This window comes from Collinsella aerofaciens ATCC 25986 (genome assembly GCF_964259375.1).
Classification (GTDB): Bacteria; Actinomycetota; Coriobacteriia; order Coriobacteriales; family Coriobacteriaceae; genus Collinsella; species Collinsella aerofaciens_BO.
Map to the genome: position 1 here is coordinate 15620 of NZ_CAXVJM010000013.1, position 25855 is coordinate 41474.

21 protein-coding genes and 1 pseudogene are annotated in these 25855 nt (G+C 60.0%); 4 read left to right on the top strand and 18 right to left on the bottom strand.

Annotation, left to right across the window (positions count from 1 at the left end):
• Positions 1-44: 44 nt before the first annotated feature.
• The 17 genes and pseudogenes from ACEXKH_RS06835 to ACEXKH_RS06915 form a co-directional block, all read right to left on the bottom strand.
• Positions 45-578, bottom strand: coding sequence for a serine acetyltransferase (locus ACEXKH_RS06835; protein ID WP_373573577.1), 534 nt, complete (start codon positions 576-578; stop codon positions 45-47).
• Complete coding sequence (locus ACEXKH_RS06840) at positions 575-1714, bottom strand: glycosyltransferase family 4 protein (RefSeq protein ID WP_373573578.1); 1140 nt, start codon at positions 1712-1714, stop codon at positions 575-577. Before ACEXKH_RS06840 ends, ACEXKH_RS06835 begins: the two co-directional genes overlap by 4 nt.
• A 116-nt stretch (positions 1715-1830) precedes the next feature.
• Positions 1831-2859: a glycosyltransferase gene (locus ACEXKH_RS06845; RefSeq protein WP_373573579.1), complete on the bottom strand. Its 1029-nt coding sequence runs from the start codon at positions 2857-2859 to the stop codon at positions 1831-1833.
• 126 nt (positions 2860-2985) lie between these two features.
• Entirely contained in the window at positions 2986-4173 is a 1188-nt protein-coding gene (gene wecB, locus ACEXKH_RS06850) for a non-hydrolyzing UDP-N-acetylglucosamine 2-epimerase (RefSeq protein ID WP_373573580.1), read from the bottom strand.
• Between the two features lie 4 nt (positions 4174-4177).
• On the bottom strand, positions 4178-5395 hold the full coding sequence (locus ACEXKH_RS06855) for a polysaccharide biosynthesis C-terminal domain-containing protein (RefSeq protein WP_373573581.1): 1218 nt from the start codon (positions 5393-5395) through the stop codon (positions 4178-4180).
• Position 5396: 1 nt separating this feature from the next.
• A complete protein-coding gene (locus ACEXKH_RS06860) occupies positions 5397-6458 on the bottom strand; it encodes a polysaccharide biosynthesis protein (protein WP_373573582.1) in 1062 nt (353 codons plus the stop codon).
• A 148-nt stretch (positions 6459-6606) separates the two neighbouring features.
• A pseudogene (locus tag ACEXKH_RS06865) lies at positions 6607-6750 on the bottom strand (acyltransferase); the annotation flags it as partial.
• A 286-nt stretch (positions 6751-7036) separates the two neighbouring features.
• Positions 7037-8356, bottom strand: a complete 1320-nt coding sequence (locus tag ACEXKH_RS06870) for a lipopolysaccharide biosynthesis protein (RefSeq protein ID WP_373573583.1) — start codon at positions 8354-8356, stop codon at positions 7037-7039.
• Positions 8343-9674, bottom strand: coding sequence for a hypothetical protein (locus ACEXKH_RS06875; protein WP_373573584.1), 1332 nt, complete (start codon positions 9672-9674; stop codon positions 8343-8345). Before ACEXKH_RS06875 ends, ACEXKH_RS06870 begins: the two co-directional genes overlap by 14 nt.
• Complete coding sequence (locus ACEXKH_RS06880) at positions 9674-10858, bottom strand: glycosyltransferase (RefSeq protein WP_373573585.1); 1185 nt, start codon at positions 10856-10858, stop codon at positions 9674-9676. The genes ACEXKH_RS06875 and ACEXKH_RS06880 overlap by 1 nt, the downstream gene beginning before the upstream one ends.
• A complete protein-coding gene (locus ACEXKH_RS06885) occupies positions 10855-11868 on the bottom strand; it encodes a capsular polysaccharide synthesis protein (protein WP_373573586.1) in 1014 nt (337 codons plus the stop codon). Before ACEXKH_RS06885 ends, ACEXKH_RS06880 begins: the two co-directional genes overlap by 4 nt.
• On the bottom strand, positions 11861-13144 hold the full coding sequence (locus tag ACEXKH_RS06890) for a glycosyltransferase family 4 protein (RefSeq protein WP_373573587.1): 1284 nt from the start codon (positions 13142-13144) through the stop codon (positions 11861-11863). Before ACEXKH_RS06890 ends, ACEXKH_RS06885 begins: the two co-directional genes overlap by 8 nt.
• Positions 13141-14265: a glycosyltransferase family 4 protein gene (locus ACEXKH_RS06895; protein ID WP_373573588.1), complete on the bottom strand. Its 1125-nt coding sequence runs from the start codon at positions 14263-14265 to the stop codon at positions 13141-13143. Before ACEXKH_RS06895 ends, ACEXKH_RS06890 begins: the two co-directional genes overlap by 4 nt.
• Entirely contained in the window at positions 14266-15015 is a 750-nt protein-coding gene (locus ACEXKH_RS06900) for a sugar transferase (protein WP_373573589.1), read from the bottom strand.
• Between the two features lie 81 nt (positions 15016-15096).
• Positions 15097-15687 carry a hypothetical protein gene (locus ACEXKH_RS06905; RefSeq protein WP_373573590.1) on the bottom strand — a complete coding sequence of 197 codons (591 nt, stop codon included), beginning with the start codon at positions 15685-15687 and terminating at the stop codon, positions 15097-15099.
• A 324-nt stretch (positions 15688-16011) separates the two neighbouring features.
• Positions 16012-17775, bottom strand: coding sequence for a threonine--tRNA ligase (thrS, locus tag ACEXKH_RS06910; RefSeq protein ID WP_373573591.1), 1764 nt, complete (start codon positions 17773-17775; stop codon positions 16012-16014).
• A 216-nt stretch (positions 17776-17991) separates the two neighbouring features.
• The gene (locus tag ACEXKH_RS06915; RefSeq protein ID WP_373573592.1) at positions 17992-18423 is read right to left on the bottom strand and encodes a double zinc ribbon domain-containing protein; all 432 of its coding nucleotides are present in this window, start codon (positions 18421-18423) and stop codon (positions 17992-17994) included.
• 789 nt (positions 18424-19212) lie between these two features.
• Here ACEXKH_RS06915 and ACEXKH_RS06920 point away from each other — a divergent pair.
• The 4 genes from ACEXKH_RS06920 (at position 19213) to ACEXKH_RS06935 (ending at position 24001) form a co-directional block, all read left to right on the top strand.
• Entirely contained in the window at positions 19213-20676 is a 1464-nt protein-coding gene (locus ACEXKH_RS06920; RefSeq protein ID WP_373573593.1) for an NAD(P)/FAD-dependent oxidoreductase, read from the top strand.
• 1 nt (position 20677) lies between these two features.
• Positions 20678-22024: an NAD(P)/FAD-dependent oxidoreductase gene (locus ACEXKH_RS06925; protein WP_373573594.1), complete on the top strand. Its 1347-nt coding sequence runs from the start codon at positions 20678-20680 to the stop codon at positions 22022-22024.
• Between the two features lie 4 nt (positions 22025-22028).
• Entirely contained in the window at positions 22029-22427 is a 399-nt protein-coding gene (locus tag ACEXKH_RS06930; protein ID WP_373573595.1) for a DUF1667 domain-containing protein, read from the top strand.
• Positions 22428-22912: 485 nt separating this feature from the next.
• Positions 22913-24001, top strand: coding sequence for a M24 family metallopeptidase (locus ACEXKH_RS06935; RefSeq protein ID WP_373573596.1), 1089 nt, complete (start codon positions 22913-22915; stop codon positions 23999-24001).
• Positions 24002-24326: 325 nt separating this feature from the next.
• Here ACEXKH_RS06935 and ACEXKH_RS06940 read toward each other — a convergent pair whose 3' ends face one another.
• Complete coding sequence (locus ACEXKH_RS06940) at positions 24327-25670, bottom strand: bifunctional folylpolyglutamate synthase/dihydrofolate synthase (RefSeq protein ID WP_373573597.1); 1344 nt, start codon at positions 25668-25670, stop codon at positions 24327-24329.
• Positions 25671-25855: the final 185 nt, after the last annotated feature.

A 25855-nucleotide genomic window follows, 5' to 3' on the forward strand; every position in this document is an offset into this window, starting at 1 on the left:
GTTTGAGTTACGATTCACGGCAGATCTTCGTTTTCCTGATGCTGCTATTGCACTTCCCATCTATTTCTCACATACCTTCCAGGGTTATTAAAGTTAACGACCTTAGCGTAGTTACCGACCGCCGTGGCATTAGCAGGAATATCTTTCGTGACAACGCTCCCAGCCCCTATGGTGACGTTGTCTCCGATATGAACATTCTCGATCAGACAGCAGGCGGGACCGATATAGACGTTATCCCCGATAACCGCAGCAGCACCATCAATAGCTCCGATAGTCGTGAACTGAGACAAGTTAACATTGTTGCCCAGGATAGCAGTGGGGTTTACGACAACGGGACCGTTGTGCCCAATATATAAGCCGTAACCCACCGTGGCCCTACGATGAATCTGAATGTTTTGACGGTTGCGATTGGTCTTCCAGAGAAGCGCACCGATCAGCTTTTCGATACCGGTTGAGTTCACAAGCCTGAATGCAACCTGCCAACGAAACGTCTTGTTTCTAAGATATTCGGAAGCGACTCCTCGAAAGGTCGGAACGGCACCGTACCTCACAGCGTCACTTTTGACGTATTCATTCATGAGAAAGACCCTCCACATGAAGAAATCGATTCATAGATGCGAAGCAATGTAGAGAGGTTGGCGTCCCTATCATGAGTCTTGGATGAGCGCTTATGCGAAGCATGGGAGAATTCCATAGCCAAAGAATCATCGTCAAACAGTCGTTTGACGTACCAGGCGAGCATATAAGGGGCACTCGATTGATAGAGGAAGCCTTCCTTGCCATGATCGAGCAGATCGGAAACCCCACCAACGTTCGACGAGACAACTGGACAGCCGAGCAACATCGCCTCCCCGACAGAGTTAGGCGAATTCTCAATAGTCGAAGGCGAGATAAAAACATGCGTGCGTAGGTAGCGATCACGCATCGCATGTGCGTCGAGCGGCCCAAGGAACCTAACGTTATCTCGAAGCCCAAGCTCGTCTATAAGGCGCGCGATGTACAGTTGATAGGAGTTGCGCCCCAGGTTGCGCTTGAGACTGTCACGAAAGACTGTCTCCCCCGTGGTGTAAAGGACAACGTCTGGATAGTTAGCCTTGAGCATGGAAAGTGCCTGCAGCGCGTAGTGGAAGCCTTTTACGGGATATGAGCACTGGCTGACAAAAAGGCTATGTCTCTCAACGGTATCCAAATTCCAGTCGCCGGCGTAGAACTCGTCGCGCAGCGATTCGTTGCAGTGATGATATTTGACATTCGGGTTCACTTGGTAAGCACAAGCCTTGTCCCACTCGGTGCGTCCGATAACGTGCTTGGCAAGCCTGAGACATTCCCTTTCGGCTTCGCCGTGGCGGATGAAGGTCAGGCGCGCTTTTTCCAGCGACGTGCGGCGGATGAAATCCCCAAAGCTCGGGTTGCGCATCACGTGTTCGGGGACGCCCTCGGCATAGTGATATCGGCCATATATCGACACAAGGCCCTGAATCGAGACAACCGTCGAGGCATCGATCCTCAGCTCGCGGGCAGCTTCGACGGCCTTGAGAGAGTGCGGGGCCTCGGTCCCCCATACGTGCACCACGTCAGACTTGAAGGTCTCCAGCCTTTCAGCGAACCACGATGGCTGGACATCCGCTGGGAACGAGCAGAAGGACAGGGCTCCTGCATGTCCAGACACCCCCTCCCCGCCAGGAAAGAGGACGAGCAGCTCCGTGTCATCCATGCCCAAGAGACTCGACGCGGTCGAGTCGAGCCATCCGCCGAATACACCGCCGTCAATCCCGGCGGCTCGCGATACCGGCAAAGGGGCCTTGTTGCATACCCAGGCTAAGCGCATTCTTAAAATCCTTTCTCGCCAAACAGGAAGCAGGCCAATTGGTTGGAATAGACGCGATAGTCAAGCAATCGTCTTGCAGTCGAAACCGATTCCCCGCGCATGCGCGCACGCTCAGCAGGTGAGAGCGCGATGGCACGCCTCAGGGCGTTGGCGCACGCGCTCGCCGAGTAGTCATCAACCACGACGGCGTTCGTGCCATCCGAAAGGAACTCGCCAAGGTCGGACGTTAGATTCGAAATCACGGGGACGCCGCTACCGAGACTCTCCGTCACCTTGGTTGGCATGCCCGCCCGGGCGAAGGTCTTCGAGGGGTCGCGCATTAAAATGGTAAATTCGCTGCAATGCAGCGCCTCGATGATCTCGGAGCGCGGAACGCGGCCGTGAGCACGAACGCACTCCGGCAAAGGCTCACCGTCACGCATAAGTCCGCGCGCCTGACCATCGGTCACACCATACAGGTCAAGTCGCAGGCGCCCCCTCTCCTCCGCGGACAGTTCGCTTATCGCCGCGAGCACGATGTGGAGCGCGTCCTTCTTTGCAGGCGATCCCGCGTACATCAAACGCACCTCGCCCTTCGGCCGGACTGAAATATCGCGCGGCGCAAGTTCCTCGATATCGAGGACGGCGGGGACGCGCAGGACGTTACAGCCCATCGCCTCGAAATGGCGCTGGAGATAGCTGCTGATGGCTATGACCTTGACAGCAGGGTCAACGGCCTGCTTGAGAAGCCTGATGTGATCACGATACCCACCGTCCCGCTCGCCCTTCGGGAACTGCTCGGGTTCGAACCACTCGGTGAAATCACCGGCAAAGACCGTCCCGCGGCTTCGGCACGCCGCCTTCATCGCCTCTACCGACCTTGCGGGAAGAAAAGAGAAGACGATAGCATCGTACTCATCGACGTGTGCACGCACGAAAGAAGCGGCCCTTTGGCCCATCAGCCTCCACATCGCCCAGTTGAGAAACTTGTTATCGGGATAAGGGTTGAGCGTGTGGCATTTAAAGCCATCGAACACCGACTCGTCGCCCATACCGCAGAGTTCAACGTCGCAGCCCTGCATCCGAAGAGCGCGAGCCAGCATAAGAAGCCGGGTGGCTCCGGCATCGCCCTCAGGGAACTGGAAGGACGATATGAATAGGACCCTCTTTGACACGCCTTACCTCCCAGCCTTCCTCCACACCATCTTGTCCACGACGCCGGTGTAGCTCTGGATGATCTTGACCACCTTCGTGGACACGGTCTCGTCGGCGTAGTCGGGAACGGGGGCCTCGGGAAGCGACCCCTCCGCGTCGAGCTCGACGGCGGTGCGGACGGCCTGCAGCAGGCCGCGCTCGCTGATGCCGGCCAGCGTGAAGCAGGCCTTGTCGAGCGCCTCGGGGCGCTCGGTGGAGGTGCGGATGCACACCGCCGGGAACGGGCGGCCGACACTCGCGAAGAAGCTGGACTCCTCGGGCAGGGTGCCGGAGTCGGAGACCACGGCGAAGGCGTTCATCTGCAGGCAGTTGTAGTCGTGGAAGCCCATGGGCTCGTGCATGCGCACGCGGGAGTCGAGCTCGAAGCCCGTGGCCTCCAGGCGCTTGCGGGAGCGCGGGTGGCAGGAGTACAGGATCGGCATGTCGTACTTCTCCGCGAGCGCGTTGATCGCGGTGAACAGGCTCGTGAAGTTGGCCTCGGTGTCGATGTTCTCCTCGCGGTGGGCCGAGAGGAGCATGTAGCGCTTGGGCTCAAGGCCGAGCTCGGAGAGGATGCCGGAGGCCTCGATCTTGCCCAGGTTGGCGCGCAGGACCTCTGCCATGGGCGATCCGGTGACGTAGGTGCGCTCCGGGGCGCATCCGGTGTCCTTGAGGTAGCGGCGGGCGTGCTCGGAGTAGGCCAGGTTGACGTCGGAGATCACGTCGACGATGCGGCGGTTGGTCTCCTCGGGCAGGCACTCGTCCTTGCAGCGGTTGCCGGCCTCCATGTGGAAGATGGGGATGTGCAGGCGCTTGGCCGCGATAGCGGACAGGCAGCTGTTGGTGTCGCCCAGGATAAGCAGCGCGTCGGGCTGGACCTGGACCATCAGCCTGTAGCTCGCGGCGATGATGTTGCCCACGGTCTCGCCCAGGTCGGCGCCCACGGCGTCGAGGTAGACGTCGGGGTCGGCGAGCTCCAGGTCGCGGAAGAAGATGCCGTTGAGCGTGTAGTCGTAGTTCTGCCCGGTGTGCGCCAGCAGGCAGTCGAAGTGGCGGCGGCACTTCCTGATGACCTCGGACAGGCGGATGACCTCGGGGCGCGTGCCCACGATGATCAGGAGCTTCAGGCGGCCGTCGTCCCTGAATGCGATATCGGAATAGTCCTTGCCCATGCGGCTAGACCTCCTCGTGGTAGGTATCGGGGTCCTCGGGGTCGAAGGGCTCGTTGGCCCACATGACCGTCACGAGGTCCTCGGTGTCGGACAGGTTGGTGATGGAGTGCGTGTAGCCGGGGATCATCTCGACCGCGCGCATGTCGGAACCGGAGACGGTGTACTCGTCGACGGGGAACGGGTTGCCCTCGGCGTCCTCCCCCACCTTCCTCAGCTTGATGCTCGCGGTGCCGGAGACGACCAGGAACCTCTCCCACTTGCTCATGTGCCAGTGGTTGCCCTTGGTGATGCCAGGCTTGGAAACATTGATTGAGACCTGGCCGCGCTCGGGCGTGCGCAGGAACTCGGTGAACGAGCCCCGCGCGTCCGCGTTGGGCCTGAGGCCGTAGGCGAAGTGCCCCGGCTCGTAGTAGGACAGGAACGTGCTCCAGAGCTTCTTGGAGAAGGAGCCCTCCGTGAGGTCGGGCACCGAGAGCGTCTCGCGGCTGTCTCGGAAAGTGCCCAGCAGGCAGACGATCTCGCCCAGGGTCTTCACGTCGGTACCGGGGACGTAGCAGAATTCCTCGCCGTCGATGCGCTCAAGGCCATCATAGCCGCAGCGGTGCTCATCGCCCAGCAGCGCGCCCAGCATCTCGCCGACCAGGTCGTCGATGTAGAGGAGCTCCAGCTCCACGGATGGGTCGTTCACGGTGTAGGGGCGCCCGTTGGCGATGGCGTCGCAGAAGGTCGCCACGGCGGAGTTGTAGCGCGGGCGGCACCACTTGCCGTAGAGGTTGGGGAAGCGGTAGATGAGCACCGGGGCGCCCGTGCGCTCGGAGTACTCGCGGAACAGGCCCTCCCCCGCGAGCTTCGACTCGCCGTAGACGGAGCCCACGAAGCGGCCCGACAGGCTCGCCTGCGCGGAGCTGGAGAGCATGACGGGGCATCTGTTGCCGTGGCGCTCGAGGGCGTCCAGCAGCGTGGAGGCGAACCCGAAGTTGCCCTCCATGAACTCGGACTGGTCCCTGGGGCGGTTGACGCCGGCCAGGTTGAACACGAAGTCGGCGCGGGAGCAGCAGTCCTCCAGCTCGGCGGGCGTGGAGTCGAGGTCGTACTCCATGACCTCGAGGGGAAGCAGGCCCGCGTATCTCTCGCGGCGGTCCTTGCCGTCCCTTATGTTCTTCAGCGCGCAGCAGAGGTTCTTCCCGACGAAGCCCCTCGCGCCGGTGACGAGGACGCGCACCCTACTGCACCGCCTCGTGCTCGCGGCCCTCGAGCGCCAGCCGCACGTACTCGGCGGTCTTGATCTTGGCGATGGTGCCCTCCACGTCGAGCCTCTCGGTGTTGTGGGAGGTGTAGGACTCGTCTGCCTGGGTCTCCACCTCGCCGTCGACGACGAACTTGTCGTAGTTCAGGTCGCGCGAGTCGCAGGCCACGCGGTAGTAGCCGCCCATGTCCTCGGCCCTCAGCCGCTCCTCGCGGGTCATGAGGGTCTCGAAGAGCTTCTCGCCGTGGCGGGTGCCGATGACCTGGGTGCCCACGCGGCCGAAGACCTCCTGCACGGCCTCGGCGAGGTCGCCGATGGTGGAGGCCGGCGCCTTCTGGATGAACAGGTCGCCGGGGTTGGCGTGCTCGAAGGCGAACTGCACCAGGTCGACCGCCTCGTCCAGGTTCATGAGGAAGCGGGTCATGTTGGGGTCGGTGACCGTGAGCGGCTCCCCCTTTCGGATGCGGTCGATGAACAGCGGGATGACCGAGCCGCGCGAGCACATGACGTTGCCGTAGCGGGTGCAGCAGATGGTGGTGCGGCCGGCGCCGTTGCGGGCGTTGGCGTAGATGATGGACTCCATCATGGCCTTGGACTTGCCCATGGCGTTGATGGGGTAGGCGGCCTTGTCGGTGGACAGGCACACGACGCGGTCCACGCCCTCGTCGATGGCTGCGTGCAGGACGTTGTCCGTGCCGATGACGTTGGTGCGCACGGCCTCCATGGGGAAGAACTCGCAGGAGGGGACCTGCTTCAGGGCGGCGGCGTGGAAGATGTAGTCCACGCCGTGCATGGCGTCGCGCACGCTCTGGGCGTTGCGCACGTCGCCGATGAAGAAGCGCACCTTGGAGGCGAGCTCGGGGGACCTCTCCTGCAGGCGGTGGCGCATGTCGTCCTGCTTCTTCTCGTCGCGCGAGAAGATGCGGATCTCGGCCAGGTCGGTGTTCATGAAGTGCTTGAGCACGGTGTTGCCGAACGAGCCGGTGCCGCCCGTGATCATGAGGGTCTTGTCTTTGAATGCAGTGGTGTTGATAGTCATACCCAATCCTTTACATAAACTCATAGATTCCGCGGGAGCTGCCCGTGTAGCCGTAGTGCCTCTTGAGAGCCAGGTCCTTTTCCTCCCAAGCGAGGTGCCCGAGGTGTAGCGAGCGGGCCTTCAATTTCTCCAGGTATTCGTCGGCCGTCTCGATAACCCTTGCCGGCACGCCGACCGCGACCGAGTCGCTGGGGATATCCTTCGTGACTATCGCGCCAGCACCGATAACGACGTTGTCCCCGATGGTCACCCCCCCCATCACGATTGCGCAGTTACCGATGTAGACGTTGCTGCCCAGAACAATTGGTCGGGTAACCTCCAAATCGGGGACGTCCTTGCGAAATAGAAGGGTCCCGCCGTCGTGCGTCTCGAAGCGAACGCCGTCGGTGATGTGAACGTTGTCACCCACCGTTATTAACCAGGGCTCGGTGGACCATACGACCTCGCCGTAGATATGGAAATCATCACCGGCATTCACACCGATACGGCGCGCATACTCCTCAGGCGTGTGCGAATGACGCCACAATTTATATTTCAGCTTCTTAATAATTGACACTAGACACCTTCCTTCCAGTCGGTCATTCGGCCCCGCGGCCGGAGGCCTCGGCACGGTCGAGGACCTTCTTGGAATATCCGGGGTACGTCACGCTGCTGATGAGCATGGCGACAATCGTCCCGAGCAGAACCCCATTCACTCCGAGCCCGCACGACGTGGCGAAGAAGACCGAAAGAGGGATGTTGAGCACCGCCTGTACGCAGGCAACCGCAACCATGAAATTGACGAGTGTGAGTCCGTTGATGACTTGGGAGTAGATGGTGTTCCACATATATACGACTGCATATACGCCCATAAGAGCGATGAGTGAGTCATCGAACCCGAGGTCGCGCCCCAGCCAAACCCTTACGAGGGGCTTGAAGACGAGCACCATGACGATGACCCCGCCCACCGCGACAGCGAACAGCCTGTGCATCTTCCCGAGCGTCCGCCTGATCTCAGCGATATCGCCACGTGCGTAGTCGACGGTAGTCTTTGACCATAGAGGTACGACGAGCGCGGCAAACAGGGACGAGAGTACCGTGAACACCTTGTTGGCAGTTGTGTAGACCGTCACCTGCTCGGGCCCAAAGAGATTCGAGACGATGAGGTTATCGGTAGTGAAGAGGACAAGTGTGGCGATCTGGGTGATGAAGAACATGATGCCCAGGCCGCCAACGTCCTTTGCCACGGCACGAGAGCAGCTGCGCGGGGACGGGGCGAGTTCCCGGTTCCTCGCGAAGACGTAGATCGTGAAGACGCCGTACACCAAAATATTGGAAGCTACGTAAAAGACCGCGACCGCCGTGAGGCTTCGGGAATCTGTGAACGAGAGCAGCCAGACCGACAGGAGCATGACCGCCTGCTGGCAGACCGAGATGAGGTTGACGACCTGGGCTCTCTGAAGCGCGTAGTACACACTATTGCAAAGCGTAAGGACGAAGCTGAAGCACATACCAAGGAAGCTGAGCTCAACAACGCACAGCAGACTCTCATCCACCTCCCAGGCGGAAAGCAGGGCGGGCCAATCGATGAACGCGATGGCGATGCCGCAGACGGCGGCGACGACGGCGACGACGCCTGAGAGAATGGCGTAGGCGCTCGACACGAGGGCCTTCGGCGATACGCGCGGCGAGTCGGAGGCGATGGCCTCGGAAAGGCGGTTGCGAAGGCCGTTGCCGATGCCAAGGTCGAAGTAGGAGATCCACGAGAGGATGCTCAGGATCGACGCCCATACACCGTATTTGTAATCGCCGAGATAGTTGAGAACGATGGGGACGTAGACGAGGCTGAGGGCCATGGATACGCCCTTGTACACCATGGCCCGGCTCATGCTACGGCCGAGGTTGCTAGCGAGCTTCACGTAAGACTCCAAACGAAGAAGCGGCCGCGCGCAAGGGCTGGACAGACGTTTCGGCCACGTTTTTGCAGTACAGGTAAATTGAAATGAAAATAAGCGTGGTGTAAAAGACCTCGCACTCGAGATAAGTCGCTATGAGATACATGGCGACGAAAGCCAACTTAGCGGAGAGTCCGAGCTCTCGAGATTTAAAAACGGGATAACAGGTCCAAATGAGAATAGCAATGCCCATAATCGGACCGTAGACGGCAGCCACCTTAAGTAAACAGGCGCCAACGAACTCGCTGTTACCAGTCGAAATGGCAGCCCCGTACACGTTATAGCCGCATCCAAAAGGATATCGCTGCATAAGAGCCAGCGCAGCATTCGCAGCTCCAACCCGGGCCTCGCCCGATGCGTCCAGGGAGATACCCCCGTCGTTCATGAAGCGGCCAAGAACGGAGTCCGTAGCCCACGCCGAGCTCCCCATCGCAGACGCGATGAAAACGAACACGCATAAGGACCCGAGGAAGATCGGAGCAATTGCGGAAACACGATCGCCCCTCTTCAATGAGGAAAGAGAGTAGGCGAAGAAGACCAGGAGAGTTGTGGCATAGCCAGTGGCGGATTTTGTGGAGAGGACACCCGCCACAAACAGCGCCAAAAGCCGCGCACGCGTCTTCTTATCAATTTCCTTAGGCTTCATGAAGAGCAGCACAAAGATAGCTGAATTGAGCAATATCTGGTAAACAGCAGGCTCTCTAAATATGCCAACGTTACGCGTATGGTCAAACCCTCGGTCGACGTACAGGAGCAGCCCATCGGCCCGATAGTTGACGACGATCCTGTTCACGGAGTCCAACCATGTTGTATCTCCAAAGGACAAGAAAAATGAAAATGGAGATAGGTGGCCCCAAACCCCCGGGAAAACCTGAGAAATCAAATAGACAACTAGGCTGAAGCCAGTGAGGAAAGCCGCTAGTTTAATGAAGCGGATAAGAAAACTCGAAACATCAAACATCACTGCAATAAGGGTAATTCCCACCATCGCTACCCAACTCAAAAGCTCTGTCGGCCCGAGCGCGTTTGTGCTTACTCGGACGAACAGCATGGCAAGAAAACCCAAGGCCAAAATCGAAATGGGATATACAAGCTGATATTTCTTGTTGGCCATAACGATGAGAGCAATTAGGGCCACCACCGGTATAACAATGTTCGTGAGAATGCGGTCGTACAGAAATGAATCAGCAAAAGCCACCATAAGGTAAATGAGCAAGTAATGACAAACAGCCTCGCGCTGCTTCTTCGAAGCTGAATTTTTTATGCTAAGAGTCGCCCTCATTACCGCTCGCCCTCTAAAGCCTGGAAATAGTCTTCAACGCGGTCGGCGTTCCCGTACTCATTCGACTTGAGATAGAAGCTGAGCTCCTCACAACGAGAGGGGTCTTCAAGCAGCCCTTGCACGGCATCAGCGAGCGATACCGCGTCAGTGCCAGCGATGATTCCCTCTTTGACGCCCAGCTGGTCATGGACCGTGGGGTACGCCGTCGCAACAATGGGCCTAGTAAGAATCTTGGCCTCGTCAAGGGCGACTGACTTTCCCTCGAAGCGTGACGGCTGCACGACGATGTCGCAGTCAGCGATGTAGGGATAGGGATTCTCGCGAGCGCCCAAGAACGTGAAGACGTCCGCAACACCCAGCTCTTCAACAAGTTTTTCGCAAGCGGCTTGCTCGGAATCGCCAGTAAGCCCCTTTCCCATCTCGTACCAGCGAAACGAGCAGCCGCGCTGCTTGAGCTCGGCTGCCGCACGGATGGCGGTGTCCACACCCTTCTCGTGAGTGATGCGCGCCACTGTAAGGATTCTCGGCGCGTCAGCATCGTACTCTGGCGGAATGAACTCGGACGCGCGGCGTCGCACTACATCCGAAGAAACAATGTTCGGAAGACTCTTCATCTTGTATGCCATCTCAGGGAAAACAGAGCGCACGATGTCGATGCACTTATCGGAAACGGCATAGATACCATCCATGCGTTCCAGGCAGGGTCGCTCGTATTTTTCCGAATAGCGGGCAGAGCGATAGTCTCCGTGATAAAAGACTATCTTGCGATCGGCCTCAATCTTCTCATCGACAAAGTAGAGAACTTGACCGTTAATAAATGAAACAGCCACGTCGTAATGACCCGGTATTTTATCTATGGCAGGAGAAAAGAAGTATTTCCAACGGAATCCGCGGCGGGTCTCTTCATCGCGAGAGACAATGCCGGAAACAACGTCTGCCGTTAGACGCCACACCCCAGCCTTACGGCCGCGAACCGATGTGAAGCAATCGCGTACTTTAGCGGGAGTCTGAAGTACAGCTACCTTTGACGGTATTTGCCCCATAAAAAGCCCGGTGGGGTTCAAAAGCAGGAGATTGACGTCGTAGCGCGTTTCCGGAAGCTCTTCCAGAAGGTTGAGAAGCGCTCGCTCCGCACCGCCATTGTCCATTGAGGACATGACGAACAGGACTTTCTTTTTGCTCACGACAATCCCCCTTCCAATAGCCTGCCGTAATACGTTTGCCTACCATCAGTTTGTTTTGGAAATTCTTGCTTCCACGTGAGCTTAAAGAGACTCGTATCCAGAAGGAGCTCACTCCAAGCACTTTGATCGAAAGGCCTATCTAGTATCGAAATAAGGTCGTCGCAACGAGGATTATTTGGTTCGATGGACGCAAATGCGGCGGCGGCCGAGGGGTCATGACGTTGAGCTAGGACGATGAGGTAATCGACCAGCAGATAATCAATCAACCGATCGCTATTGCGCCAATACTCGAGGAAGAAGTCTCTCGCAACGACGAACGGATGACGCTGACCCTCTTTGCAGGCAAGCGAATACCCCGCAAACATGCCGCATGCGACCGAAGCATGCAGATAGTCAGGCCTTTTAATGGACCAAATTGGCAGATCCATGTATTCATGTAGCGAGCCAGTGCAGAAGAAAGTGGCATCCAGCCACATGCCACCGTGCTCGGCAAGCAGAGAGAGCCTCAGAAGGTCGGATAGGTTCGTCCGCGACATGATGCCGGTACGGACCTTTTCGAGCACCCAATCGGGGATATTGACATATTGGGAAAGATTCTCGTCCGTGATGACGACGACCTCGTGCCCGCCGGCGTTGCGGCGCACGGAGTCGATGCACACCCTCACGATCTCGGGGGCGTTCTCCTCGCCCTGCCACCAGCACATCCAGATCTTCCCCTCGAGGGCGGGATCGGACGGCGGCAGCGGCGCATCGTAGTCGTATGACTCGAAGAAATCGCCGAAGCGGTTCTCGAGATATTTGAGAACAGTCTCGTGCTTGCGCAGCAACCGCTCCTTCACTGCAGGCGGCTCCTTATACCCGTTACGACTCATGACCTGGATGTCGAGCTTCGCCCTAAACGTGTTGATCGCCTCGGGCCACGACGTGGCCCTGGCGATTCGGAACGTTGCGCCGATCTCCTCGCAGGAGCGGTGCACGATCCTCTTGATGCTGTTATGGCCGTTAGCCATCGATTGACTCCTTATACAGGTTCACGAGGTCGTTCATGAACTTCTCGCGCGAGCAGTTTTCCATGACGTAGGAGCGGCAGTTGCGCTGCAGCATCGAGTAAGCGGACCGATCCAAGAACGCGCTCGTGCCGCGCGAGATGGCATCCGCCATCGACGGGACATCCCCGGGCTCGCAAATGAACCCCGTTTTCCCCTCATCGACCAACTCAGGAATTCCGCCAATATTTGTGCCGACGACAGGCGTGCCGGCAGCGAAAGCCTCCACGATCGAGTACGGCATGTTCTCTCGCCATCTCGAACTCGCGATGGCGAGAGACGCCCTCTCCACATACGCTTGCAGTGCCCCACCGGTCTGATAACCGGCGAACTCAATGCGAGACGCACAGCCCAACGAAGACGCGAGCGTTTTGAATTCGGCGGCATCCGGGCCGTCGCCGACGACAACCAGGCGCATGCCCTGCGGAAGGTTCGGCAAGGCGGCATCGAAGGCCCTCAGCAGCGTGTCGACGCCCTTCTCGGCAGAGAGCCGCCCGAAGAACAGGAGGTAGGGGTTCTCCCTGTCGGTCGCATCCGCCCCGGCATTCGCCGCGCGGTCGAGGATTGCGTCGTCGGCGAAGTTCTGCAGGAAGACGACCTTGCCCTCGGGCCAGCCGCCCTCGATGAGCTTGGATCGCATGAACCTGGAGGGCGCGATGACCCTGTCGATCCGCCGGTTTGACTTATGGGCCCTGTTGAAGGACGCCTCCATCGCCGCCAGCGCGCTCTTCGCGCGCGAGCCCTTCACGCAGCGGTTCTCGATGCAGTGGCGGTAGCGCCCGTCCTCGAGGCACGCGTCGCAGACGCGCCCGTCGCCGTCGAGCATGAGGTAGCCCGGGCAGACGGTCACGTAGTCGTGGGCCGTGTAGAAGACCGGGACCTTGTTCTCCCTCAGGTAGGGGGCGTCGAGAATGGACAGCGTGATCTGCCTGTGCACGTTGTTGAGGTGGACGACATCGGGGCGGAACTCCTCGCAGAGGGCTTGGAAGTTACGCTTCGCCTCGGGCGAGTAGATCAACGTCATGCCGTCGCGCACGGCCTTAAGTGGGTTCTTGACGTTGTTGTACTCTCGCTGCGTCACGAAGCACTTGTCCCACTCGCAGGGCAGGTTGTCAGGGTGCCTCATCGAGAAATAGGCAACCTCATGCCCCATGCGCTCCAGCTCGGATCCGACGGTAAGGTAATAGGTCTCCGCACCGCCCTTGCGGTAGTGGAACTTGTTTGCGAGAAGGATCCTCATCGGCCTTCACCCCCGTAGACGGCAAGGGTCCGCTCGACGACGGAGTCCCAGTTGTAGGTTTGCTCGACATGCGCTTTGGCGGCGGTGCCGAGGGCGTCTGCGCGGCCAGCGTCCGTGAGTAGTCCTTGCAGCGCGGCCCGCAGGGAATCGGCATTCCCCTTCTCGAACGTCACGCCGTTGCCCGCGAGGACATCCGCGCACTCGGGAATGTCGCTAGTCACGCAGCAGCGGCCGTATGCCATGGCCTCCAGCAGGCTCATGGGCATGCCCTCAACATCGGACGGCAGCACGTAGGCATAGCAGTTGGAGTACAACTCAGCTAAGGGCTCGCCGGTGATGAAGCCAGTGAACAATATGCGGTTGTCGCCCTGGGCTGCAGCGCGCAACTCCTTCTCGTACGCCGAGGTATCGGAGCTGCCGCCAGCGATGACCAGGTGCTTATTGGTATCAAGGGCTCTGAATGCCTCGATCAGCAGCTCAGGGCGCTTCTCGGGCACTAAACGGCCAAGATAGAGAAGGTAGGAATCTTTCTCGAGATTCCACCTCTCTTTGATGACGCTCGTCGGAAGGGCTTCTTTGGCATCTACGCCATTAGGGATAAAGACGGCTTCGCGACCGTAGGCTTCCATGAAATAGCGCCTAACGCCCTCGGAGAGCACGATAAGACCATCCGCCTTAGACGCGGCGGTCTTCTCCCCCATCTTGATGTAGGTGCTCGCAAGCCTGCCCCACTTGGCGCGCTGCCAGTCCAGGCCGTGGATGGTGGCCACGGTGCGAATGCCAGCGCGCTTGGCCAGCGCGAGCGGCACGCAAGGACCCTCGGCGTGATAATGAATCACATCGGGACGGTCCTTGATAGCCGCCTTGGTGGCAAAATATGAGGACGAGAGGGCAGCGAGGCCCTTCTTGTCGATTGTCTTAACCGGCACGACGCGCACGCCGTCGACGACGCGCTCGCGGACGTCCGCGGCATCGCCGGTCATGACGTCCGCGCCGGAGCGGTCGTAGCAGGTGACCTCGTGGCCGAGCGCCGCCATGCGGCGGGCGAGCTCGGTCACGACGACCTCCACGCCGCCCTCGCGGGAGCCGTATCTCTTGTGCCCGATCATCGCGATGCGCATCTAGCACGCACCCTTGCCGGTGATGACCTCGATAACCGTGAGGACGACGATCTTGAGGTCCGTGACGGGTCCGCGCTTGGCGATGTACTCCAGGTCCCGGCGGACCATGCCGTCGAACCCGGTCGAGTTGCGCTCCGTGACCTGCCACCAGCCGGTGATGCCGGGCTTCACGGCCAGGCGCTGCAGGTCGAACTCGGTGTACTCCGCGACCTCGTTGGGCAGCGGCGGGCGCGGGCCCACGACGGACATCTGGCCCAGGAACACGTTGACGAACTGCGGGAACTCGTCGATGGAGTGCTTTCGGATGAACTTGCCGATCTTGGTGACGCGCGGGTCGTCACTCATCTTGAACATGGCGCCGGCGATCTCGTTTCGCCCCTTGAGCTCGGCGAGGCGCTCGTCGGCGTCCTTGTACATGCTGCGGAACTTCCACATGCGGAAGGTGGACAGCCTGCCGTCGCGATGGGTCTGGCCCACGCGGATCTGGCTGTAGAACGGGTTGCCCTCGCTCTCCAGGCGGATGGCCGCGGCGAGCACCAGGCTCGGCACAGCGATGACGGCCAGAACGCAGCCGCTGAACACGATGTCGAACGCGCGCTTCACGGCACGGTAGCCCAGGCGCGTGCGGTCCCAGTCCCTCACGGCTTGCATGGCCTTGTAGCGCACGCTCACCTCGCCGCCGCTCATGGCCTGGGCAACAAGCGCGGCCCCCACCGGCGCGTTTTGCCCTGTCACTTCTTTAGTAGTCAAGCTCAAATCCACGTCCCTGCCCCCAGGGATCCCCCAATCAATGAATTCAAATTGCGAATGAATTGCGAGTGCGACGTCCCCTTACGTCTTACTGGGCACGTCCAACGGAAGCAGCTCCCTAAAAGCGGAGTCGCCTTCGCCCACGTCTACCAGGCACCAGCGCTTATGACGGTCGATCTTCTTTACGCGGGCCTCTTGCCCCACCAAGGGCCCTTGCTCTATGTGCAGCACGCCGTCTTCTATGCGGGCGACGCTGTTGCGCACCACGCCGTCGTCGTCGAGCACGCTGCGGTACCAATCCTGCGCATCGTCCGGCATGGGCGCATAGGCCCGCTCCTTGCTGCCGGCAATGCGGCAGCCAAAGCTCAACTGGGCCAAAGCCCTATCGAGCGTGGCGGCATCGCGCGTGGCGACGAAGAAATATTCCTTGTACATAGGTTTGGTCTGGAGCGACCAGGCGCCGTCCCGCTTAAACCAGAACTCCTTTTGCATCACAAAAGCGTCCTGCATCAGCTCATGCGGGATAATGCGGCGGACCTTTTCGCAGGTCTCGCGCTCTTTTCCATTGGGGGTGTGGACCAGATACCAGCGGACGCGACCGCGCTGGCTGTTGGTAGTAGCGCCACTAAAAGCGCCGGGCAGCTGCTCTTGGCGCCGCTTTGTCTGTTCCACCTCTCGCCCCCTTTTCTTATCTCCGCGACACACGCGGATGCAGGGCGTTAAGAACAGGCTTCTCGCTCGCAGCTAGGCGCAGTCGCAAAAGTACAGGTTTTTGTATCTTTCGACGGAGTTCATTATACGAGCAAACTGCTCGCGTTTTCCCAGATTGCACAAAATGCGCCGCGAATGGGTGCATCTCCATACGCCTCTACAAAAACCTGTACCTTTTTGCACAACAAAAAAGCCGCTCTAACCAGCGGCTTTTCTTCTATAGACAACAAAAAAGGCGACCGCCCGCGAGGACGATCGCCTTTGTTAATTCTTGTATTGTTTGTGCTAGGCGCGGGTCTTGATCTCCTCGAGCACCTTGGCCACAAACTCGTCAACGCTCATCTGAACGGTCTCGTTGGAACGATCGCGGACGGAGATGTTGCCGGCCTCGACCTCCTTCTCGCCCAGGATGAGCATGTAGGGCACGCGGTCGATGCTGCGGGCCTCGCGGATCTTGTAACCGATCTTCTCATCGCGATCGTCGCAGACCACGCGAATGCCGGCCTCCTCCAGCTTGGCGCACACCTCGTGGGCGTAGTCGCGGCTCTTCTCGGAGACGGGAAGTGCCTTGACCTGCACGGGGGCCAACCAGGTGGGGAACTTGCCCGCAAAGTGCTCAATCAGAATACCGATGAAGCGCTCGATGGAGCCAAAGCACACGCGATGCAGCATGATGGGGCGCTTCTTGGTGCCGTCGGCGTCCACGTACTCCAGGTCAAAGTTGAGCGGCATCTGGAAGTCGAGCTGGACGGTACCGCACTGCCAGGTACGGCCGAGCGAGTCCTCCAGGTGGAAGTCGATCTTGGGGCCGTAGAAGGCGCCGTCGCCCTCGTTGACCTCGTAGTCCATGCCCAGCTTCTCCAGAGCGGTGCGCAGGCCCTCCTCGGCGCGAGCCCAGTCCTCGTCCGAACCCATGGAGTCCTCGGGGCGGGTGGAAAGCTCTACGTGGTACTTAAACCCAAACTTCTGGTACACGGAGTCGATGAGGTTGACCACGCCCACGATCTCGTCGGTCAGCTGGTCGGGACGCACAAACAGGTGGGCGTCGTCCTGGTTAAAGCAGCGAACGCGGAACAGGCCGTGCAGGGCGCCGCGCAGCTCGTGGCGGTGCACCAGGCCAATCTCGCCGGCGCGGATGGGCAACTCGCGATAGGAGTGCGGCTTGGAGGCGTACACCAGCACGCCGCCCGGGCAGTTCATGGGCTTAATGCAGTACTCTTCGTCGTCAATAACGGTGGAGTACATGTTGTCCTTGTAGTGATCCCAGTGGCCCGAGGTCTTCCACAGCTGCTTATTCATGATAAGCGGCGTGGAAATCTCAACGTAGCCGGCCTTGTGGTGGATCTCGCGCCAGTAGTCCAGCAGCGTGTTCTTAAGGATCATGCCGTTGGGCAGGAAGAACGGGAAGCCGGGGGCCTCGTCGCGCATCATAAAGAGGTCCATCTCGCGACCGATCTTGCGGTGGTCGCGCTTCTTGGCCTCCTCCAGCATGTGCATGTGCTCGTCGAGCTCCTCCTTGGTGGCAAAGGCGACGCCGTTGATGCGGGTGAGCATCTTGTTGTTCTTGTCGCCCTTCCAGTAGGCGCCCGAGACACCGGTGAGCTTAAAGGCCTTGAGGGCCTTGGTGTAGCAGATGTGGGGGCCGACGCACATGTCGATGTAGTCGCCCTGCTGGTAGAAGGTGATGCGGGCATCGTCGTCCAGGTCGCCGATGTGCTCGACCTTGTACTTCTCGCCGCGCTCCTCCATAAGGGCGATGGCCTCGGCGCGGGGCTTCTCGTACACGGAGAACTTGAGGTTCTCCTTGACGATCTTCTTCATCTCGGCCTCGATCGCGGGGAAGTCGTCCTCGCTGATCTTGACGCCCTCGGGCAGGTCGACGTCGTAGTAGAAGCCGTTGTCGGTCGCGGGGCCGTAGGCAAAATCGGCCTCGGGGTACAGGCGCTTGATGGCCTGCGCCATGATGTGCGCGGCGGAGTGACGGATGACGTGCGTGACCTCGTCCTGCGGGAGCTCGGCCACCGAACCGTCATTGTAGAGTGCCTTCATGGGTATGTTTTCTCCTCTCGGATGCCTGATGCAAGTGCGTGCAATGCGCTCGGCGTTTTTGACTTGCATCATTATAGGCAGGTTGCCTTGGTATACAAGCGCCCGCCGCACCTTAATGGCACGGCGGGCGATTTTCTACGCATGCTTCATCGTGTGGGCGGGGTGCGCGTGCTTGCAGCGTGCCCGTGGCTTGCGGCCAGCCCGGCGATGGATGCGTTACTGGATGCGAGTTCGGCAGTAGGGGCAGACCTTCCAGTGCGCGTCGAGCGGGCGATGGCAGCTGGGGCAGACGTTGCGAACCTGGGTGTCGCACACGGGGCACACGACAAAGTCCTTCTCGATAGGGGCGCCGCACTGCGGGCAGGTGCCGTACTGGGCAAGCTGGCGCTCGCGCAGGGCCATGTCCAGCTCCTGCTCCTCGCGGTCGGACGCGTAGGAGTGCGGGCGCAGGACCAGATAGGCGATGAGGCCCACGAACGGGATCAGGGCGATGATGCCCCATGCCACGTAGGCGCTGGCGCCGCGACGGCGAGCGTCGATGAACACATAGACGACCGACAGCACGTACAGGGCGATGATAAAGCCCACGAAGGCATAGATGACGCCCATAAGCTGCGGTGACATGAGCTCGTTGATGTATTTGGACATTGAGGTGTACCTTTCGGAATATTTACAGTCCGTTCAAGTTTACCACGGGGTTTGTTTATATGGGACCACGGCTGAGTACAGCGCTGGTGCGGACACAAACATCTCAATCTGTAACAGTTACTCGGCAAATTCGGGACTAGGTGTTACAGAATTAGACAAACCGTTCTCTCCCAGACTTAAATCTCGATCTGTAACATCTTGGGCCAAATTTCCCCTCTTACTGTTACAGATCAAGATGAACGGACAAACCGCCCGATGATTATTTCAATCTGTAACATCTACTCGGCAAAAACAGTCCCAGATGTTACAGATTTAGACAAACTCTTCTCTCCCCGACTTAAATCTCGATCTGTAACATCTAGAACCCAAAAACAGTTCTTACTGTTACAGATCGAGACATTCAAAATCCGTCGGAAAGTTTGTCTCAGCCCGCAACAGAAAGGGTCCAAAAACCCTGCCAGCTGTTACAGATCGAGAGATACACATAACCGGACGGGCTAACGTCTCGATCTGTAACACGTAGGACCACAATCCCCCTCCTACTGCTACAGATCGAGACGAAAGTGCGTCTGTGGACTTAACGTCTCGATCTGTACCAGGTAACGGCGCAGACCGCGAGGTTGGGCGGGAAGAACTCACGGTCTAACGTGGCCGGCATCCGTGCCGGGCCGGCCCTCGCCTGCCGTTGGCGGGTGTTGCGGGGCTGTTCGCCGCATTGCCGTCGCGCAGGCGGTGCGCACACCGTAGGATAGTTCTATTGACAGCCTGTCAACTCGTCTGGGAGGCACTGTGACGGAAACGTTTGATATCGCGATTGTGGGCGCGGGCATCACCGGGTGCGCCATCGCGCGGCAACTCGCGCGGTTTGACCTGTCCATTTGCGTGGTCGAAGCGGCGAACGACATCGCCCTAGGCGCATCGAAGGCCAACGGCGGCCTGGTGCACGCCGGCTACGATCCGTCGCCGGGAACCGTAAAGGCGCAGGTCAACGCCCGCGGCTGCGAGCTATATGGCACCTGGGCCCAGGAGCTAGGCTTTTTGTTTTGCCGCACCGGCTCGATGGTGCTGGGCTTTAACGACGAGGACCGTGCGCAGCTGGAGAAGCTGAAAAACAACGGCATGGCGAACGGCGTGCCCGAGCTGTCGATTATCGGCCCCGACCGCATTCACGAGCTGGAACCGCGTGCGAGCGCCGAGGCGACCTGCGCGTTGTGGTGCCCCTCGACCGGTTTTGTCGATCCATTTGAGGTCGCCATCGCCGCGCTGGAGAACGCCGTGGCCAACGGCGTGACGTTTATGCGCTCCGCGCCGGTGGAAGCGATTGAGGTTGCTGGCGGCGAGGCTACCGACAGGGCCGCGCGCTTTACGCTGGCAACGCCCGCAGGAGACGTGCACTGCCGTTACCTGATCAACGCCGCGGGCAACGGTGCCGCGGACATCTCGCATATGGCCGGCGCCGAGGAGTTTCAGATGGTATGGCGCCAGGGAAACATCGTGGTACTGGACAAGGAGCCGCGTACGCTCATGCCGCTCTATCCCGTGCCCACGCCGGTGTCCAAGGGCGTTATCGTCACGGGCACGGTACACGGCAACACCGTGATCACCGCGACCGCTGCCGTGCGCGAGCCGGGCGACACACAGACTTATGCGAGCGATGTGAACGCGCTACTGACGGGAGCGCGCAAGCTGGTTCCCGATCTGGACACGCGCCGCGTGGTGCGCGCGTTTGCCGGCGGGCGTCCGGTCATAAAGGGAACGAACGACTTCTTTATTGGGCAGTCCGCCGTGGTGCCAGGCCTGTTCCAGGCGGCGGGCATTCAGTCGCCAGGCGTGGCGAGCGCGCCGGCCATTGCCGAGCGCATGGAGCAGGTGCTGCGCGAGTCGGGCGTTGCTTTGCGTGAGCGGGCCGATTGGAATCCGATTCGCCGCGCGCCGGATGACTTCGACCGTGCACCGCTTGCGCGCAAGGAGGAGCTAATCGAGTCCGACCCTGCATGGGGGCAGATCGTCTGCCGCTGCGAGACAGTGCCCGAGGCCGAGATTGTTGCCGCGATTCGACGCCGCCCGGGTGCGGTTTCGGTCGAGGGCGTCAAACGCCGCTGCCGCGCGGGCATGGGCCGCTGCCAGAGCGGCTTTTGCCAGAGCCGCGTGGTGGCAATCCTGGCGCGCGAGCTGGGGTGTGACCCCAGCGAGGTGCTGCTGGAGGACACTGGCTCGTGGCTCGTTGAGGGACCTTTGAAGGGGGTGCGCTAGGATGGCGGAATTCAAATCGAGCGCGATTGATAGCGATGCCGTTGAGGCAGTACCTACGCAAGCCTTCGACGTGGTCGTTATCGGCGGCGGACCTGCCGGCATGGCTGCCGCACTTGCCGCGCATAAGGCCGGCGCGCGCGTGGCTATCGTGGAGCGCGAGCAACACTTGGGCGGCATCCTGCGCCAGTGCATTCACCCCGGCTTTGGACTATCGCACTTTAAGCAGGAGCTCACCGGCCCCGAGTATGCGCAGCGCTTTATAGACCAGGTGCGCGCGACCAACATTGCGCTGTTCTTGGACAGCATGGTGCTTGAGATTGATTCGGGCGAGTCCACGGAAAACGTCGCGGACTACACCGTCACGCTCATGAGCCCCACCGGCATGTTGCAGCTCACCGGACGGGCGGTCGTCCTTGCCATGGGCTGCCGTGAGCGCACCCGTAGCGAGATCAAGATTCCCGGTAGCCGTCCCGCCGGTGTGTTTACGGCCGGCCTGGCGCAGCGATACATCAATATCGAGAACCTCAAGCCTGGCTCGCGCGCCGTCATTTTAGGCTCGGGTGACATCGGGCTGATTATGGCGCGCCGCTGCACGCTCGAGGGGATTTCGGTCGAGGGCGTGTACGAGCTCATGCCGTACGCCAATGGCCTGCGTCGCAATGTGAAGAACTGCCTGGACGACTTTGGCATTCCGCTGCACCTGTCCACAACCGTGACGCGCGTGATCGGACACGATCGCGTGGAGGCCGTCGAGGTGAGTCAAGTCGACGAGCACCTGGCACCCATTCCGGGGACCGAGCGCGTTGTTCCGTGCGACACGCTACTGCTTTCAGTGGGCCTGATTCCCGAGAACGAGCTTTCGGTTGCCGCGGGCGTGGAGCTGGATCCCCGCACGCGCGGTGCCGTGGTGGACCAGAACCTGCAGACAGGCGTTCCGGGCATCTTTGCCTGCGGCAACGTGCTGCACGTGCACGACCTGGCAGACAACGTGACGACCGAGTCTGAACGCGCAGGTGCAGCCGCGGCGGCATACGCGTTGGGTGTCGGCGATAGCATGGTCGCCAGCTGCGAGCTCACGGTCTCCCCCGCCGGCATTGCGGGCTACGCACTGCCGGGACGCATTACGGCTGTGGCACTCACCAAACTCAACTTCCGCGTGCGCCGACCAGTCGATTCCGCCCGTGTGCGCATTCTGGCAGGCGACGAGGAATTGTTCGCAGGCAAGGTCCGCCCGTTTAAACCGAGCGTAATGGAAAGCTTCCCGCTGCCGGCAAAGGTGATTCAGCGCGTACTCGACCTGGGTGTTAGTGAGATTGTTCTGTCCGTCGATCCCGTTGAGGAGGCATAAGGCCATGAGCATAAACGCGATCGAAACGCTGCAGTTCAACTGCACCACCTGCCCATCCGAGTGCCTCCTAACCGTGGAAGTCGAGCGCAGCGCAGACGGCACCGTGGTAGAGGTGCGCTCCGTAACTGGCAACAGCTGCCCGCGCGGCGACAAGTTCGCACGCCAGGAACTCACCTGCCCCATGCGCGTGCTCACCACCAACGTGGCCGTATCCGGCGGCGACGAGGCGCTGCTGCCCGTGCGTACGGCCGAAGCCATCCCGCTCGAACTCCATGCCCAAGCCATGGACCTCATCCGCGGCCTGGTTGTCGACGCGCCCATCCGTATGGGCGACATCGTGCTAGAAGATCTTCTCGGCACCAACATCGACCTCATCGCCAGCATGGACATCGACCCAGCCTAAGCAGCCAATTTAGGACTCAGCTCTTTTAACTACCCCGCCATCCACCCTGCCCTCCTCAGTTGCGGTGAAATAGTTCCTGATTTCCGCCATTACCCCGGCAAACAGGAACTATTCCACCGCAACTATCCTTGGAATCGGTATTTAGCCTGGGTCTACTTTAGTACCATTTCAAAACTATGCCGGATTACGGGGCTGATTCGGAGACCCCCATCCATACCGGCAATTTTCGATTTTTGATAAGCCTTCTACCTGCGGTTTTAATTTCGCCATTTTTCCTATGGTCATGTAATACAGGTCCAGCCCCGTAATCCGCCATACTTTTGAAAGCAGCTAATTCGGGACGAGACTGTATTGACTACTTTTACCTATCAGCCCGCCCCAGAGAAATCATTCCGCATGTTTGACGCAGCTAAAATAGCCCCGTCCCAAATTGACTACCCTGGCATTGGGGATACCATGGTGGCAACCTAGCGAAAGGACGACGTATGGCACATGTCGATGACCAGCGTGCAGCGCGCGTGCTCGATGCGCTCGAGGCTCAGCACCCCGGCGCGCAACTGCTTGTGAATGACCCGTGGTCGATCTACTATCTGACCGGCTTTTATGCCGATATGTTCGAACGTTTTTGTGGCGTGCTGCTCACGCGCGATGCCGAGCCGGTGATCTTGGTCAACGCCCTGCATCAGCTGCCCGAGTACGACAATGCCTGCGTCGCCTACCACACCGATACCGACGTCGTGGCCGACGCCATCGCACGCGAAGTCGATCCGACCAAGCCCCTCGGCATCGATACCGTCATGCGCTCCGGCTTTTTAATGCCCCTTATGGAGCGCCACGCCGCCAACGAGTTTTTCCTGGGCGATTTTGCCGTTACCGCCGCACGCACCCACAAGGACGAAGCCGAGCAGGAGCTCATGCGCGTGTCCTCGGCCGCCAACGACGCCGTGATGGCCGACGCCATCAAGCTCGTTCACGAGGGCGTGACGGAGCGCGAAATTGCCGACCAGATGCTCGGCCTGTACCGCAAACACGACTGCGAGGGCTTTAGCTTTCCGCCCATCGTGAGCTTTGGCGCCAACGCCGGAGACCCGCATCACGAGCCCGACGGCACTGTACTCAAGCGCGGCGATGTGGTGCTGTTCGACATTGGCGGGCGTCATCGCAACTACTGCTCGGATATGACGCGCACGTTCTTTTGGGGCGAGCCGGACGAGGAGACGGCGCGCATCTACGACATCGTGCGCCGCGCCAACGAGGCTGCCGAGTCGCTCATCTCACCGGGCGTGCGCATGTGCGACCTAGACCGCGCCGCGCGCGACGTAATTGAAGACGCTGGCTACGGCAAGTACTTCACGCATCGCCTGGGCCACTCGATCGGTCTGCAGGACCACGAGCCAGGCGACGTCTCGCTCGTCAACGACCAGGTTATCGAACCGGGCATGACCTTCTCCATCGAGCCGGGCATCTACCTCCCCGGCCGCACCGGCGTCCGCATCGAAGACCTGGCCCTGGTCACCGAGTCCGGCGTCGAGATCCTCAACGCCTACCCCCACGATCCGACGCGCCTAGACTAGGTACGCCGCCAAAGCGCCCCTAAAAGTTGCGGTGGAATAGTTCCCAGATTGGCCCACAGAGGCATAATCCAGGAACTATTCCACCGCAACTACAATGGGGCCAAGTCGGCCAACTTGACAGTCTAGAGATGCGCCACGAAAACGGGCTATCTACTACGTTTAATCCGCATGGGTCGACCATGCGGGTATTTTTTGAAAATTGGCAAGCCTTCTACCTGCGGTTTTGATTTTGCAATTCTCGGTGTGTTCAGGGGTAACCGCTAAAACGTAGTAGATAGGCCCATTTCGTGGCGAGCAGGTCAACTAGCTGCCCTGCAGAAAGGTTCTAGCGTAGCAGCCCCGCTACTTCGCCGGCTAGGGTGATGGTGCCGGCTGCTACGAAAGGCTCGTCCGCGGCTTCGAAAGCTGCGAGGGCCTCGGATACGCTGGGGTACACGCCCGCGAGCTTATCGGCATCCACCAGGGTAGCAAGCTCCTCCGCCGGTAGGGCGCGATCGGAATCGGTCTGCGTCACGACTACGCGCGGGAAGGCCGGGATCAGCACATCGACGATGCCCGCCACATCCTTGTCGGCCAGCGCGGCGCACAGCAGCGTGGGGCGATTCTCCACGCACGGGTCAATCTCGTCCAGCGCGCTCACAAAGTTCTCGCAGCTCTGAGGGTTATGACAGGCGTCGATCAGCTTGAGTGGATCGGTTCCCAGCACATCAAAGCGACCCGGCGTGGGGCAGCCCATAAGCGAAGCATCAAGCGCCTCATGGTCGAGCTCGCGACCCAAATACCCCTCGCACAGCATAATCGCGCACGCGGCATTCTGTGGCTGATACGCCGGCTTGACCATACTCGACGTGTAAATGGCACGCGGCGTGGTGCAGCTAAACTCCACCGTATCGCCCACATGCGCCGGCACCTTGGTCGTGGAGTGGCTCACCACGAGCGGCACCACACCGCACTCACGGCAACGGGCATCCATCACGCGCTGAACGCTCGCCTCGTGCGTGCCCTCGCCCAAAACAACCAAGCGCCCGGGTTTGATAACCGCAGCCTTCTCCCCCGCAATGGCCTCGAGCGTGTCGCCCAGGATGCGCGTGTGGTCGAGCCCGATGCCGGTGATGGCAACGGCGACGGGATCGGTCGCGCTCGTGGCGTCCCAACGGCCGCCCATGCCAACCTCGAGCACGGCAACGTCCACCGCAGCCTCGGCAAACACCACCAGCGCGGCAGCCGTCAGCAGGTCAAAAGGCGTGATGGTATAGGCGTGCTCCCCCGCCGCCACACGATGGGCATTCACGCGATGCCCCGCCTCGACGGCGGCAGAAACGCCACGGGCAAACGCCTCATCGCTCACGACGCGCCCATCGACCTCCATGCGCTCGGGATAGCGCACCAACTGCGGCGACGTATACAGTGCGGTCTTTAACCCCTCACCACGAAGGATGGCAGCCGAAAAACGCGAGGTCGAAGTCTTGCCATTGGTACCGGCAACCTGAATGCAATCGAAATACTCGTCCGGACGTCCCAGCTCATCGAGCATATCGACAACCGTCTCAAGCAGAGGCCCAGCATCCCCAGAAATCCGCCCCGTATCAGCAGCAAGCCCCACAGCCTCATCAAACGGAAGCGAATCAAACGAAAAAGGAACGACATACGACCCAGAACGCTTAGCCATAACCCAAAGTCCCCCATAACAGAAATAGAGGCCCATCAAAAAGAATGAGCCCCTCGCGTTGACAATATCAGCCTTTATCCGCTTGCAGCGAGATCAAGGCCACAACCAAGTGGCCCTAACCTACCAGTTGCAAACAACCACGTAAACGAAGTAGGAGCGGCCCGATGCTTTGCTCGCCGCAAGTT

Coding starts and splice junctions, on each gene's coding strand:
- ACEXKH_RS06835 (WP_373573577.1), bottom strand. CDS start 578: ATGAATGAATACGTCAAAAGTGACGCTGTGAGGTACGGTGCCGTTCCG.
- ACEXKH_RS06840 (WP_373573578.1), bottom strand. CDS start 1,714: ATGGATGACACGGAGCTGCTCGTCCTCTTTCCTGGCGGGGAGGGGGTG.
- ACEXKH_RS06845 (WP_373573579.1), bottom strand. CDS start 2,859: ATGGGCGACGAGTCGGTGTTCGATGGCTTTAAATGCCACACGCTCAAC.
- wecB (WP_373573580.1), bottom strand. CDS start 4,173: ATGGGCAAGGACTATTCCGATATCGCATTCAGGGACGACGGCCGCCTG.
- ACEXKH_RS06860 (WP_373573582.1), bottom strand. CDS start 6,458: ATGACTATCAACACCACTGCATTCAAAGACAAGACCCTCATGATCACG.
- ACEXKH_RS06875 (WP_373573584.1), bottom strand. CDS start 9,674: ATGAGGGCGACTCTTAGCATAAAAAATTCAGCTTCGAAGAAGCAGCGC.
- ACEXKH_RS06885 (WP_373573586.1), bottom strand. CDS start 11,868: ATGGCTAACGGCCATAACAGCATCAAGAGGATCGTGCACCGCTCCTGC.
- ACEXKH_RS06890 (WP_373573587.1), bottom strand. CDS start 13,144: ATGAGGATCCTTCTCGCAAACAAGTTCCACTACCGCAAGGGCGGTGCG.
- ACEXKH_RS06895 (WP_373573588.1), bottom strand. CDS start 14,265: ATGCGCATCGCGATGATCGGGCACAAGAGATACGGCTCCCGCGAGGGC.
- thrS (WP_373573591.1), bottom strand. CDS start 17,775: ATGAAGGCACTCTACAATGACGGTTCGGTGGCCGAGCTCCCGCAGGAC.
- ACEXKH_RS06915 (WP_373573592.1), bottom strand. CDS start 18,423: ATGTCCAAATACATCAACGAGCTCATGTCACCGCAGCTTATGGGCGTC.
- ACEXKH_RS06925 (WP_373573594.1), top strand. CDS start 20,678: ATGGCGGAATTCAAATCGAGCGCGATTGATAGCGATGCCGTTGAGGCA.
- ACEXKH_RS06930 (WP_373573595.1), top strand. CDS start 22,029: ATGAGCATAAACGCGATCGAAACGCTGCAGTTCAACTGCACCACCTGC.
- ACEXKH_RS06935 (WP_373573596.1), top strand. CDS start 22,913: ATGGCACATGTCGATGACCAGCGTGCAGCGCGCGTGCTCGATGCGCTC.
- ACEXKH_RS06940 (WP_373573597.1), bottom strand. CDS start 25,670: ATGGCTAAGCGTTCTGGGTCGTATGTCGTTCCTTTTTCGTTTGATTCG.